The sequence below is a fragment of the Pseudoalteromonas undina genome (assembly GCF_000238275.3).
In the GTDB taxonomy this organism is placed as follows: domain Bacteria; phylum Pseudomonadota; class Gammaproteobacteria; order Enterobacterales; family Alteromonadaceae; genus Pseudoalteromonas; species Pseudoalteromonas undina.
Window position 1 is genome coordinate 23,682 of the sequence record NZ_AHCF03000004.1, and the last position, 13,626, is coordinate 37,307.

12 protein-coding genes are annotated in these 13,626 nt (G+C 41.0%); 9 read left to right on the top strand and 3 right to left on the bottom strand.

Going from position 1 to position 13,626, the window contains the following annotated elements; genetic code table 11:
* Positions 1 to 47: 47 nt before the first annotated feature.
* Positions 48 to 1,166 (bottom strand): FAD-dependent monooxygenase, encoded by a 1,119-nt coding sequence (locus PUND_RS15190; protein WP_010388772.1) that lies wholly within the window; start codon positions 1,164 to 1,166, stop codon positions 48 to 50.
* Positions 1,167 to 1,268: 102 nt separating this feature from the next.
* Between PUND_RS15190 and PUND_RS15195 the strand changes: the two genes are divergently transcribed.
* Both PUND_RS15195 and PUND_RS15200 read left to right on the top strand, forming a co-directional pair.
* The gene (locus tag PUND_RS15195) at positions 1,269 to 2,159 is read left to right on the top strand and encodes a LysR family transcriptional regulator (RefSeq protein ID WP_174375335.1); all 891 of its coding nucleotides are present in this window, start codon (positions 1,269 to 1,271) and stop codon (positions 2,157 to 2,159) included.
* A gap of 200 nt (positions 2,160 to 2,359) precedes the next feature.
* Entirely contained in the window at positions 2,360 to 3,040 is a 681-nt protein-coding gene (locus PUND_RS15200) for a haloacid dehalogenase type II (RefSeq protein WP_010388770.1), read from the top strand.
* A gap of 68 nt (positions 3,041 to 3,108) precedes the next feature.
* Here the strand turns inward: PUND_RS15200 and PUND_RS15205 are convergent, their stop codons facing one another.
* Complete coding sequence (locus PUND_RS15205; RefSeq protein ID WP_010388769.1) at positions 3,109 to 3,558, bottom strand: GyrI-like domain-containing protein; 450 nt, start codon at positions 3,556 to 3,558, stop codon at positions 3,109 to 3,111.
* 384 nt (positions 3,559 to 3,942) lie between these two features.
* Here PUND_RS15205 and PUND_RS15210 point away from each other — a divergent pair, with 384 nt between their 5' ends.
* From PUND_RS15210 to PUND_RS15235, 6 genes are read left to right on the top strand one after another with little or no spacing between them, the layout of a single operon-like run.
* Positions 3,943 to 5,481: a pyridoxal phosphate-dependent decarboxylase family protein gene (locus PUND_RS15210; protein ID WP_010388768.1), complete on the top strand. Its 1,539-nt coding sequence runs from the start codon at positions 3,943 to 3,945 to the stop codon at positions 5,479 to 5,481.
* On the top strand, positions 5,481 to 6,800 hold the full coding sequence (locus tag PUND_RS15215; protein ID WP_010388766.1) for a lysine N(6)-hydroxylase/L-ornithine N(5)-oxygenase family protein: 1,320 nt from the start codon (positions 5,481 to 5,483) through the stop codon (positions 6,798 to 6,800). Before PUND_RS15210 ends, PUND_RS15215 begins: the two co-directional genes overlap by 1 nt.
* Positions 6,797 to 7,975 carry an MFS transporter gene (locus tag PUND_RS15220; protein ID WP_010388765.1) on the top strand — a complete coding sequence of 393 codons (1,179 nt, stop codon included), beginning with the start codon at positions 6,797 to 6,799 and terminating at the stop codon, positions 7,973 to 7,975. The genes PUND_RS15215 and PUND_RS15220 overlap by 4 nt, the downstream gene beginning before the upstream one ends.
* A 24-nt stretch (positions 7,976 to 7,999) precedes the next feature.
* Positions 8,000 to 10,348, top strand: coding sequence for a GNAT family N-acetyltransferase (locus PUND_RS15225; protein ID WP_010388764.1), 2,349 nt, complete (start codon positions 8,000 to 8,002; stop codon positions 10,346 to 10,348).
* Complete coding sequence (locus PUND_RS15230) at positions 10,341 to 10,979, top strand: hypothetical protein (RefSeq protein WP_010388763.1); 639 nt, start codon at positions 10,341 to 10,343, stop codon at positions 10,977 to 10,979. The genes PUND_RS15225 and PUND_RS15230 overlap by 8 nt, the downstream gene beginning before the upstream one ends.
* Positions 10,963 to 12,042: a heparan-alpha-glucosaminide N-acetyltransferase domain-containing protein gene (locus tag PUND_RS15235; RefSeq protein WP_010388762.1), complete on the top strand. Its 1,080-nt coding sequence runs from the start codon at positions 10,963 to 10,965 to the stop codon at positions 12,040 to 12,042. The genes PUND_RS15230 and PUND_RS15235 overlap by 17 nt, the downstream gene beginning before the upstream one ends.
* Positions 12,043 to 12,079: 37 nt before the next feature.
* Here PUND_RS15235 and PUND_RS15240 read toward each other — a convergent pair whose 3' ends face one another.
* Positions 12,080 to 12,946: a LysR family transcriptional regulator gene (locus PUND_RS15240; protein WP_010388761.1), complete on the bottom strand. Its 867-nt coding sequence runs from the start codon at positions 12,944 to 12,946 to the stop codon at positions 12,080 to 12,082.
* A 104-nt stretch (positions 12,947 to 13,050) separates the two neighbouring features.
* Here PUND_RS15240 and PUND_RS15245 point away from each other — a divergent pair, with 104 nt between their 5' ends.
* Positions 13,051 to 13,551, top strand: coding sequence for a lactoylglutathione lyase family protein (locus tag PUND_RS15245; protein ID WP_008130525.1), 501 nt, complete (start codon positions 13,051 to 13,053; stop codon positions 13,549 to 13,551).
* Positions 13,552 to 13,626: the final 75 nt, after the last annotated feature.

Sequence of the window (13,626 nt, forward strand, 5' to 3'; positions counted from 1 at the left end):
GTTTAGGTTCCTCCTTGATGTTATTTTAATATTTACTTTTTATACTTCTAAACCTCATTTAGCCCTTGCATATATAACTGACTAAGCTGAGTAACAGAGACTTCTGGCGTTGCTGAGTCTTGTGATGGTTGCTGAGTAAATATTTGCTTAGCCACTTGTCGTCCAATTTGCTGTGCGGTTGTGGTTTTATTTATTCGCGTTTCATAAAATCGCTTTAAAACGGTTTCGAGCTGCTCACCTTTATTAAGTATTTGAGACAAATGCCATACATCTTCAAGTGCTTGGCTGGCGCCTTGTCCAGATGTAGGTAATGGGGCGTGGGCTGCGTCACCGATAATCAGTAAATTTTCATTATGCCAATATGGAAGTGGATCTAAATCGTGTACAAATAGCTGCTTTATGCTGTTTTGTTCGCTGTAATTAAATACTGTTTGGATTTTTTCTGGCCAGTTTTTAAAGCGCAAACGCATTTCATTATACCAATCGTCTATTTGCTTGGTTTTGTCTATTTTACTTGGCCAAGCAGCAGCCCAATAACAAAGATTATTTGCCACAGGCACTATGCCAAATCGTTCTGTTTTGTTGCGGTAGTCGTGAATGCTTTGGTTAAATGCAGCTAAGTCCATTTTACTAATACCAATGATATTGATGAAGCCCTGATATTTGGGAAGTACAGTATTGGGGTAAAGAAGTTCGCGAGCTGCTGAATGCATACGCCCATCGCAGCCTATCACTAGGTCAAATTGTTTTTTTAGTTGATGAATATCCTCAGTATTTATAGAGCGATTAAAATGAATTGTCGCGCTCAGGCTTTTTAGCTCGCGAGCTAAAATACTTATTAAATCTCGGCGCAAAATAGTGATCGTGGGAAAGCCGCTTGTTGAATTAAGTGCTTTAATATCAAACTCAGCGTGTTGTGTATCAGCGCGGCTAAATTGGCGCATAAAGCTTGGCTGACCACCTAGTTGGCTAAACTTATTGATTAAACCCATTTGCTTTATTACAAACATAGCGTTTGGCCACAGGGTAACCCCTGCGCCTATTGAGGAAAAATGACTATTCCTTTCGTATATGGTCACTTTTATGCCTTGTTTTCTTGCAAAAATAGCGAATGCTAAACCTGCAACCCCGGCCCCAATAATAGCTATATGATTAACCTTACTCATTTGCTTATTCCATATTGTGAAAGACACAATGATTATTTCAAAATCATTTATTGGGATAAATGTGCTACTGTAGGTTTGTTAATCCCATATAGTGAGGTAATAGTGCTAGAGAATATTGATATGCAATGGCTGTTGAGCTTTCAAAAAGTATACGAGCAGCTAAGTTTTAAGCGAGCAGCAGAGCAACGCCAATTGCCAACCTCTAACATTAGCCGACATGTTGCTTTATTAGAGCAAGCCTTAAATATTCGATTATTAGAGCGCACAACTCGTAAAATGACAGCAACAGCGGCAGGAGAGCAGCTTTATCATAGCTTATCTCCGCTTATTATGGCGATGGGTGATGCGCTGAAAGAAGTTCATCAAGTGGGTGATTCGATAGCTGGGCATCTTAAAATAATTACACCTGATCTCCCTTTCATGGCTGAAGCTATAGCTGATTTTTGCCACAAACACCCTAGAATAAAACTGAGTTGCGATACTCAGCTCAATCCTGCAGAGGGATTACTTGAGGGGTTTGATTTGGTACTACGTTTTAGTCGTGGGTCATTAGAAGATTCTGGCTGGGTTGCTAAAGAGTTGCTGCGTTGGCCAAGTTATGTGGTGGCTGCACCCTGTTTACTTGAAAAGTACCCTACTCCAGAATCAATAGATAAACTGAGTAAGTCTCCCTGTATTACTAGTTTATCTGTATTACAAGGAATGCCTTGGCGATTCAAAAAAGCAGGGGCTATTAGTGTCGTATCCAGCTATAAGGTAAACAGCGGGCAAATGGCAAAAGCTGCAGCACTAAAAGGATTAGGATTTGCAATACTCCCCTTGAACGCTTGCCTTACGGAGTTAGAGCAAGGCGATTTGGTTAAAATTAACTTGCCTGATGAGCCCGAGGATTTAGTTTTGCATGCACTTTATTCTGGTCGAAAATACCCTTTAGTGAAAGTAACCGCTTTTTTGGATCATTTGCAGAGTAACTACTGCCAGCTGTTCATATAAAGACATACCCTTTCTAAACTCTCCTCCAAAAGAAACAAAAGAACCACTTTACCTTGCGGTATTTTTAACCAAACCGTAACGAGGGTTTACAGTAACTGCTTAAAACGCCGGTGCTTTTAGTGTACTTTATTAACTGATAATGTGATTAATATTGAGTAGTAAAATTGCGCTTTAGTAACTATTTAAACAGGAGTCCATTAATGGCAACTACACTGGCGTTTGATGTATACGGTACGCTTATAAACACCCATGGCGTGGTGTCGTTACTTGAAAATATGGTTGGTGATAACGCGCACGCATTTTCAACTACTTGGCGTGAAAAACAACTCGAATATTCGTTTAGACGCGGCTTAATGCAAAACTACGTGCCGTTTTCGGTGTGTACTGAGCAGGCACTTGATTATGCGTGTTTACTGCACAAGGTAACTTTAAGCGATGAGCAAAAAGCACAGTTATTAGCCCTATATAAAACACTCCTCGCATTTGATGATGTTAAAGCAGGGCTAGAGAGCTTAAAAGCACAAAACTATCGGCTATTTGCGTTTTCTAATGGTGCGGCCAGTGCGGTAAATACCTTGCTCGAAGCGGCAGGTATAAGTGATTATTTTGAAGGCGTAGTGAGCGCCGATGACATTAAAACCTTTAAACCCAACCCAGGTGTTTATAGTCATTTTTTACGCGAGGCACATTCAACCGGCGCTAATACTTGGTTGATATCGAGTAACCCATTTGATGTTATTGGGGCGTTATCGCACGGTATGCGTGCTGCGTGGATACAGCGCTCAAATGAGGCTATTTTTGATCCCTGGGAGCTTGAGCCTACAACAACGGCGTGCGATTTACATGATTTAAAAACCAAGCTGGCAAGTAATAACGAATGATTTAGTTGGCAGGTATTAAATTATAGGGATTGGAGGGCTAGGTTTGCGCTTACAAACCTAGCCGTTTTTTAGTCTTCAATTGCAATAGCAATTTCTATCTCGTTACTGCTTTTATAGTACTCAAAGTCGCTAGTGTAGGTGCGGGAATAACGGCAATCGTCTGAGCTGAAGTATTGCCAAATTTCGCCCCATAAATCGATTACTGCATCGGGCATTTCACCTTCACCTTTAAATACCAAATAACGCCCTGCTTGAGTGGTTACTTTTTTAGCTTCAGGGAGTTTAATTGATAAATTATCGCAGCAGGCAATTACGTCAAAATCACCAGTGAGATCGCTTTCGTAATTGGTATACACACCATACACTTTGGTGTTTTGGGTGAGGCTGTTGGCAAACTTTTCACCAAATTTTTGCCAAAGTTCAGCTATATTTGCAGTGCCAGCGTTCATTTCATTGGCGTTGCAGGTTCTTACTTTTAAGCCGATTAAGGTCTGACTTGCTAGTTGCTTTACTTCCATCATGACGTCCTTTAGCGTTAATACAAACACCAACGTAACAGAAAAACCGCCAATACTTTAAGTTTTGTATTAAATATTTCATAAACAGTGATTGTTTAGCTCAGCTGCGTGTTTTTTGCTCACATTTAAATAGGTAGTAATGGCTAAACATGGCTTTGCTACCGCTAAAATAATTTACTTAACTTTCTCTTTTTTAAGTTTATTTTTTGCATGTAATGCTTGTCGTTTAATAGTGAAGTTTATCGATTTTAGTTAAAAATATACGACAAGCTTATTAGCTCTAATTTAAAAAAAGTTGCTATCTAATCTTTTTTCATTATTGTAAATGTAAATCATTATCATTAAGATCCTTGCACCTAAAAAGTGTACTCAAGGAATGTTGATGTGTCTCAATCTCAAGTGTTAAATATTAATACCATTGAAAAACAGGCTGTATTTGAACAAAGCGGCCTGCCCCCACAATTCAATTTAGAGCAGTTCATTAATTATCAAATAGCGTCATTGCAAGGGTTGTCGGCAGTACAGCAAGCGATGGCTAAAGCCCAAAAGCCATTTTCAGGTGTGTCGGTAAATACGTTGGCAAAAGTCGTAAACGATGTTGATTTATCACAGCCTTTGGCTGACTTCCCGGCGGTGCTTGAGGAGCTAAAAGGCGTGTATTTAGATCATGCTGTGTACTTTCATCATCCGCGTTATATGGCTCATTTAAACTGCCCTGTAACCTATCCTGCTGTGGTGGCCGAACACATTATTGCCGCTATTAATACCTCGGTAGATACGTGGGATCAAAGTGCAGGCGCGACCTTAATCGAACAAAAGCTGATTGATTGGACATGCCAAAAAGCAGCATTGCCAAGCACTGCCGATGGAGTATTTACTAGTGGTGGCACGCAATCAAACTTAATGGCAATGTTAGTTGCTCGTGAAGTGGCTGTTAGCCGCTATGCGCCAGAACATCAGGTAAAACTTCAGGGCTTACCAGCTGTTGCCTCGCGCTTTAAAATTTACTGCTCTGAGGTGGCGCACTTTAGTATTCAAAAAGCAGCGGCGTTACTGGGCTTAGGTTACAACGCTGTGGTGCCGGTGGCTACAAACCGCGAAATGCAAATGGATATGCAGGCACTTAAAACCGCCATAGCAACAAGCAAAGCGCAAGGTGATTTACCCATTGCAGTGGTTATTACCGCAGGCACAACCGATTTTGGCTCAATCGATCCAATCCATAATATTGCCATGCTGGCTAAAGAAGAGCAGCTATGGTGCCACGTAGATGGCGCTTATGGTGGCGGTTTGTTGGTAAGCGAGCACCACCGCAATGCGCTTAATGGCATTGAGTTGGTTGATTCAATAACGATTGATTATCACAAATCATTTATGCAACCGGTTAGTTGTAGTGCCTTTTTATTAAGCGACAAACGTCATTTTAGCCACATTACTTTGTATGCCGATTATTTAAACCCATTAGCAGAGGCCGGAAATGGCACGCCTAATTTGGTTGATAAAAGCCTGCAAACCACTCGCCGTTTTGATGCCTTAAAGTTATGGCTAACACTGCGCACCACTGGAGAAGCACCGCTTGGCCGTGCGTTCGATAAAGTTATTGGTCTTGCGCGCCAAACGCATATTGTACTTAACGACCATCCCGACTTTGAAGTAGTTAACTACCCCGAGCTTAGTGCCTTAGTATTTAGATTTGCCCCTGATGATTTAAAACATGACCTTGATTTACTCGACTCTTTAAACCTGCATGTACGACAAACGTTTTTACAAACCGGTGAAGCCATGGTTGCCCGTACAAAAATAAATGGCCGCCATTATCTTAAATTTACATTGCTTAATGCGCAGTGCCAATTAACTGATGTACGCGCTGTTATTGAGCAAATTAGCCACATTGCATGGCAAACTTATAGGGAAATTGCATAATGGATAATCAACCTTACGATTTTATAGCTATTGGCCTTGGCCCATTTAACTTATCTTTAGCGTGTTTAAGTGAACCGCTCGAAGATGTAAAAAGCCTGTTTTTAGAACAGCGCAGTGAGTTTGATTGGCACCCTGGAATGATGCTAGAAGGCGTTACATTACAAACTCCGTTTATGTCGGATTTAGTAACCATGGCAGATCCAACCAGCCAGTATAGCTTTTTAAATTATGCCAAATTGAATAATCGGTTATACCCGTTTTATATTCGCGAAAGCTTTTTTTTATTGCGCCGTGAATACAACTTATATTGCCAATGGGTTTGCTCGCAGCTTTCAAATGTTAACTTTGAACAAACAGTCACTCACGTTGAATTTTGCCCGCAAAGTGAGTGTTATACCGTTAGCTGTAACACCCCTAATGGTATGCAACATTATGTGACTCGCCATATTGTTTTGGGCACAGGGCCTGCACCGTATATTCCTGATTGCGCTGTGCAAAGTAACTCAAATAACGTAATGCACAGTAGCGATTTTTGTCATCGGCTTGATGAATTAAAAGCGGCTAAACGAGTTACCGTGGTAGGGGCTGGGCAAAGTGCAGCAGAAATTTACCACACCTTATTGCAGCAAGCAGTACCGCAAGGCTTGCAGTTAGATTGGATAGCACGCTCACCGCGCTATTTCCCGCTTGAGTATACTAAGCTCACCCTTGAAATGACCTCTCCTGAGTATGTTGATTACTTTTATAATTTAAAAACTGAGCAGCGAGATTGGCTCAATCAAAACCAAAAAAATCTATTTAAGGGCATTAACGGCGATTTAATTAACGACATTTTCGACACCCTCTACGCGCAAAGCCTTGATGGGCCAATTTCTACTACATTTAAAACTAACAGCAGGCTAACAGGTACTCAAAAAGTAGGTAAGCGTTTACTGACTGAGTTTTATCATCAGGAGCTTGAGCAGCCCTTTTCAATAGAAACCGACTTTTTAATTTGCGCCACGGGCTTTAAATATCAGCGCCCTGCTTTTTTAAATAATATTGCCCACCAATTACCCCAAGATGAGCAAGGTCGTTATTTAGTGAGTCGTGAATATGCGGTAGATAGCGAACAAAAACGTATTTTTGTACAAAATGCCGAGCAGCATACTCATGGTTTTGTAACTCCAGATTTAGGTATGGCTTGCTACCGTAATAGTATTATTTTACGTGAAATTTTAGGTTATTCGCCTTATCAGGTTGAGCAAAAAATTGCTTTTCAAAACTTTGATTTAAGCGATGTCACCCTATCAACACAACAGCAGAGTAGCGCCGCATGAGTCTTCGTTTAGCGCTAATTTTGCTGACGGTTATTTCGGTGGTATGCGATACCTTGTTGCTACCGTTTTATCCGCAATTTTTTGCTAGTGAATTTGCTATTAGTAACGCCACTCTAATCGGCCTCTTTGTGGCTAACTGTTGTATTACTGTAATGCTGGCTTTACCGCTATGGGCTAAGGTCGCTAAAAAATACAATGAATTGGCTTTATGGTTAGTAACCCAAGTAGTAGCCGCTGGTTTTGGCCTGCTTTGCTACTTTGCGACCAATGTATGGGAGTTTTGGATTTACTACCAACTAATGTTGGTGCTAAAGGCAAGCTACCTACTTATTTACCCATTTGCACTGCGATTAGAGCAACAAACTAAGCATTTATCTATTATTGGTTTGTTTTCTGTATTGATGCATTTTGGTGCGATTGGTGGTGCTTTAATTGGTGGTTACTTCTTTAGTTTAGCAGAGCCACGCTATGCGTTATTACTCAGTAGTGCCGGTGACCTAGTTCAGGTTTTATTATGCGCTTACTTAATGTATTCATTAAAAACAGGTATTTATCAGCAAGCAATAGCGACTGAAAAACCGCGAGAACGTATTCCCTATTTTATTTGGCAATTTTGCTTTTTAAGTGTGGTGGTATATTTTAGCGCGTTTTTAATTCGTCCCTTCTTTACAACTCATTGGCAAGCATTAAACGCACAAAGCAGCACGTTGCAAAGTGCTGTTGTATACGCCATTCCTGCTTTTGCAGCGCTTGTTATGCTGGTTTTTAACCATTTCAGGCAGCATTTACCACTTCCAACATTAAGCCGCACTAGCACTTTGTTATGTGCACTTATTTTGGGGGCGTTTGGGCTTTATTTACAAGCGCAGGAGTCGGTGGGGTTAGTGATTTTATCACGTGTTTTATATGGCTTTGCGCTATTTCAAGTGATGGTACTGCTAGAGGTAATGCTATTTGCTAAAAGTGAGCCTGCACATTACGGCAGCGACTTTGCCAAAGTGCACATTGCTCAAAACATCGGGGTTATTTTAGCGTCGTTACTAGTGGGTATGAGCGTAGAGCATCTTTCAACAACGGTTGTGTTTTACTTTGCTGCCACTGGCTTTGCAAGCCTTGCCTTTATTTTGCTTTGGCGGGTTAAGGCTGTTGCTCGAACTGCGCGTTCAGCGTCTTAGTTTTTAAGATTTATTGGAGTTTTTATGTATTTTTCATCTTTTGTAACCACCCTACAGCATACCGGCAAAGTGACGATGCGGTTATTACAACAAACAGATATGCCAACAGTTTGCGATTGGCTTAAGCAACCGTATGCGCACTTTTGGGGTATGCAGCAGCAAACCGAGCAACAAATAACTAAAGCGTATCAAGATATTTTTGTTACGCCTCATCATCAGGCATACGTGATCGAGCAAAATAATAACCTATTGGCTTTAGTTGAGCTTTATAGCCCAGAGCACGAAAGCTTAATGAAAGCGGCGTACGAGGTTGAACCTAATGATGTGGGTATGCATATTTTATTAGCGCCTAACACGGCACCTAAGCGCCATTTTAGTTTTGAAATGATGCAGTGCGTGCTGCAAAGTATTTTTGCTCAAAACAGTGCTGCCCGTGTTGTGGTTGAGCCCGACATTGCTAATAGTAAAATTCATACGTTAAATAAGCGTTTGGGATTTGTGCACACCCAGCAAATTCAACTAGGCGAAAAAGCCGCTTATTTAGGCTTTTGTGACAAAGCAGCCTTTGATAGGCACAGCCAGTTATTTACTGATTCGTTAGCGCCTTTGCAAACTGACTACGTGATACAGCCACATTGGCAATGGGCAAATCGACATTTACAAGCTAAAGCACTCACCGAGCTAGTGCACGAGCGTTTATTGGCTGCAGAGACAACAAAGCAAGGCTTTAAAGTAAACGTTGAAGGCGGTTATTTTATTTTTAATGGCCGTGCTATGGCACTGAATCATATAGATATAGACGAGCCAAGCCTATGCTTTTACAACCTTAACGAAGAGCTGCAGCCGCTAGATGTGTTGCACTTTTTTAGTATGCAAGGGCCTGCGCTAGGTTTAACGGGTAAGCGCCTTGCCACCTACCTTGAAGAGCTAAATGCTACTTTAGCCAGTGCGTGCTTTAAACGTGAAAATAACACGTTAACAGCGGCGCAGTTAGCTAATTTAGGGCTGCAAAAAATAGAAGCCGCAATGAGTGAAGGGCATCCTGCCTTTGTTGCTAATAATGGCCGCATTGGTTTTAGTAAAGCTGACTTTTTACGTTATGCGCCAGAAGTAGGCAAACCGTTTAAAGTACTGTGGTTAGCAGCGCATAAAACGGTATGCGACTTTGCCCATAGTGAATACTTTGCCGATTACCCAAGCCATATAAGTGATGAACTAGATTTAACCACCCGAGATACGTTCAACAAAGCGCTAAAAGCTCAAAACCTAAACCCCGATGATTACTTACTCATTCCTGCTCACCCTTGGCAGTACCAACACAAATTGAGTGTGGTATTTGCAAATGAGTTGGCAAATCAGCGATTAGTGTATTTAGGTGAAGGTGACGATTTATATCAAGCGCAACAATCAATTCGTACCTTATATAATTGCTCGCACCCACATAAACCGTATTTAAAAGTGGCGTTGTCGATTTTAAATATGGGATTTATGCGTGGCCTATCGCGTGCTTACATGGCGGTGACACCTGCCATTAACGATTGGGTATTTGAAAAGGTTAGCCAAGATCAACAACTCGCAGGCGCTAATTTTACAGCGCTTAGAGAATACGCCACTTTAGGCTATGCCCATCATACGTTTGAGCAAAGCGCGCTTGGAGATACACCCTATCGTAAAATGTTTGCCTGTTTATGGCGAGAAAACCCAAACCATAATTTAAATAGTGATGAACAACTGACCACCATGGCAGCGTTATTACACTTAGATAATAATGGCCAAAGTTTAGTGGGCGAATGGATAACGCAAAGTGGTTTGAGCACACAGCAGTGGTTACGTGCCTACTTTAATGCTTATTTAATTCCGCTAGTACATTGCTTTTACGCGCATAAATTAGTGTTTATGCCTCACGGCGAAAACCTCATTTTAAAGCTTAAAAATTCGGTGCCAGTGGGCGCATATATGAAAGACATAGGTGAAGAGGTTGCCTTACTTAATAGCACTGAAGTATTGCCAGCAGGCGTTGAACGTATTCATGTTTCTATGCCTAAAGAACTTGAGCTATTAAGTATATTTACCGATGTATTTGACTGTTTCTTTAGATACTTAGTAGCAATTTTAGTGCGAGAAGAGCGTATTACTGAGCATGACTTTTGGCAGTGTGTTACGCAAAGTGTTAAAGCGTATCAACATGCTAACCCTGCTTTAAATGAGCGATTTAAAGAGTATGACTTTTTTAGTGATGAGTTTGCTCACTCTTGTTTAAACCGCTTACAGTTAGGTAATAATGAGCAAATGGTTGATTTAACGGATCCGGCAGGTAGTTTGCAGTTTGCTGGTAACTTAAACAACCCCGTATCGGCAAAGCTGTATGGCTAAACCGATTACCCTTGCGCAGTTTTTATATTGCCAACAACCCGTGCAACGAACTTTTAAACCGAGCTTATTATTAGTGCGCGCTTTAACAGTTCGTTGTAAGGCGCAGTACCCTACTGCGCCTAAGCAATTTATTAGTCGGCATTTGTATTTACAGCTTTGCTGGCAAGCTATTTACGCTTATTGTTATTGGTTTGCTTGCAAGCAAAGTACGGCTGATCCCATTAACATGCCGTTAGCGGTAAATGGCGCTTATTGTCGTGGGTTTAACCTGAATAATGGCGTGTTAGTAAGTAAAACTGAGCAAACCAAAGCGTTTACTCATTTTATAAGCCAAGTTGGTGAATGGGTAAATACCGACTATGCACTTGGTAAAAAAGAACAAGCTCGGTTATTACTCGATTCATTAAGTAGCGCCATTGAGCGAGCTCATAGCTTAGACCTTGCTACTACTTTACATATCAACAATTGCCATCGTCAGCTGCACACCCTTATTTGTGAAAACTTTAATCTTGATACGCCATTTACTGAAAAACCCCAGCGTTTAACCTGTTGCCGCTATTATTTAGCCGGTTATAGCAAATGCCAAACCTGCCCTAAAAAGGATATTAAAACCAATGAACCAACGTCTTAAAACGATTGATCTTGCGCGTGGTGCGAGCGTTTTTATTATGATTATTGTGCATACCTTATGGATGTATGCCTCCACGACGCTTCAAAGTGAAAGCGCATTTGGTACGGTTGTGCATATACTTGGCAAAGGCACCGCCTCGTTTTTGGTGGCAATGGGGCTATCTATGGCGCTTTCGCGCAGGCAAACACCTTTGCTATTAATTAAGCGTGGCATACAGCTTTTACTGCTTGCCTATTTAATGAATGTGGCCAAGTTTTGGCTACCTATTGAAGTATTTAATACCATGCCTGAGGCATTTATAAATGCTTATGGCTGGCAAAGTCCGCTCAGTGCTGGGCAGTTACAATTTATGGTGTTAACAGGTGATATTTTACAACTGGCTGGAATTAGCTTATTGCTGTTTGGGGCACTTAATATTGCCCGTTGGAAAACAACATGGATTGCGGTTTTAGCCATTGCAATTGCAGTTTTGAGCCAGTTTGTAAGGGGGCAGCAATTTACGCTTTCACCTTATATTAGTGATTTGTTTTTCGCTAATAACTATCAGGTGTATTTTCCGGTTTTTCCTTGGATAAGTGCGATATTAACGGGGTATGTACTTGGTCGTTTATACCTTAGTAATCGACAAAATGCCGATTACTTATACAAAGTGTGTGCACAACTAGGTGCTGCTTTACTTGTTATTGGCGGCATATGGTTAGCCATTGATTTTAAAGGTCAGTTTGGCAACTTTTTCCATTTAAATGGCGGCGGTATTAGCTATTTAATTGGCTTAAATTTATGTGCCCTAGCGGCTATACAGTATATTTTTGCTGATAAATATAATGGCCCTATTACACGTGCCCTTTTATATGCCAGTAAACATGTAACCGCGCTCTATGTTATTCAATGGGTACTTAATTGCTGGTTTATGGGGGCGCTTGGTTATCATACCCTCAGCCTTTGGCCGACACTTTGTATGATGGTACTGATGACTTTACTTACTTTTGCTGTGCACAAGGTTTATTTAAAAAGCAAACAGAGCCTCACAGACATTACGCAAAAAGCTAAACGTACAGCTTAAGCTGTAAAGGGGCTTTACGGGCGCTGATTTAGGTGCCCTAGCCTGCTTTTATCGCATCAATAACGCAATGCATACGCTTTGCTAGCGGCCTATTTCGGTGATGGCACACATAAATATTTTCGCTAATTGGATTAGCTAAATGATGCGTTTTAATAAGCGCAGGTTTATTAAAAGCACTTACTGCGTGTGCGGGTAAAACCGTAAAACCCAGCCCTAAACTTACCGGCTCCAGTATTAAACTTATTTGGTTAGAAAACCCCGTTTGCTTAATTTGATCAACATGTTCAAATTCACTGTAGTTTTCGCTAAGTAAAAGCTGCGCATGATGTTTTGCATCGGGGTGGCCAATAAAGCCAAGCTCACATAAAACCTCCCACGTTGGGTGTTCTATATGTGCGGGCGTTACTAATAATAGGGATTCTTTACCAATTTTGTGGCTGGTAACTTCACTAAGGGTAGGCGCTTGAGTTAAAAAGCCAATATCGGCACTATGATTGGCCACCGCTTGTTCAACATTGGTATTTGGAGCAAAGCGGTAATCTATAATTAGCTTCTTGTGCTCTACTTGCAGTGCTAATAGTTGATTGTAAAACTTTAGCCCGCAACTGCCTGGCGACTGTATTTTTACTAAACCGCTGTAAGGTGAATCATCTTTTAATTGCTGCTCTAAACACTGCCATTCTTTTAATAATAAGCTGCCTTGCTGATACAAGTTTTGCCCATGTACGGTAAGCGTAAACTGTTTACCGTGGCGCTCAAGCAAGGCGCAATCTACTTGCTGCCCTAACTTTTTTATATGTTGGCTTACGCCTGACTGGGTCATATAAAGGCGCTCTGCGGTTTGGGTAAAGTGATTTACCTCAACTAAAGTACAAAACGTGTTTAACCATGTCGGGTTTATCATTACAAAATATACTCAAAATGATGATTAATGATAATTTTACTTAATGTTGGTCAGTTCGTAAACTCACTCCATCAACTAAACATAGTTAAGTAGGAGTATTTATTATGAGTCATACATATCCACGTAGTTTTTCGCACATTGGTATTTCAGTTCCCGATGTTGAAAAAGCCGTAGAGTTTTACACTAAGGTGATGGGCTGGTACACCATAATGGAGCCTACCGTGATCACTGAAGACAACAGCCCAATTGGCGAAATGTGTACCGATGTATTTGGTCCAAATTGGGAAAAATTCAAAATAGCGCATCTTTCAACAGGCGACCGAATTGGTGTAGAAATTTTTGAATTTAAAGACCAAGAAAACCCTAAAGACAACTTTGAATACTGGAAAACCGGTATCTTCCATTTCTGCGTACAAGACCCAGATGTAGAAGGCTTAGCGGATCGTATTGTTGCTGCAGGTGGTAAAAAACGTATGCCAGAGCCACGCTACTATTACCCTGGTGAAAAGCCGTACCGCATGATCTACATGGAAGACCCGTTTGGTAACATCCTTGAGATTTACAGCCACAGCTACGAGCTTATATATAGCGCTGGTGCTTATTAAAAGCATTTAGCTAAAAACAAAAGCCGCAGTATTTATTACTGCGGCTTTTTTATTTGAATAGCTTTAGTAATTAGC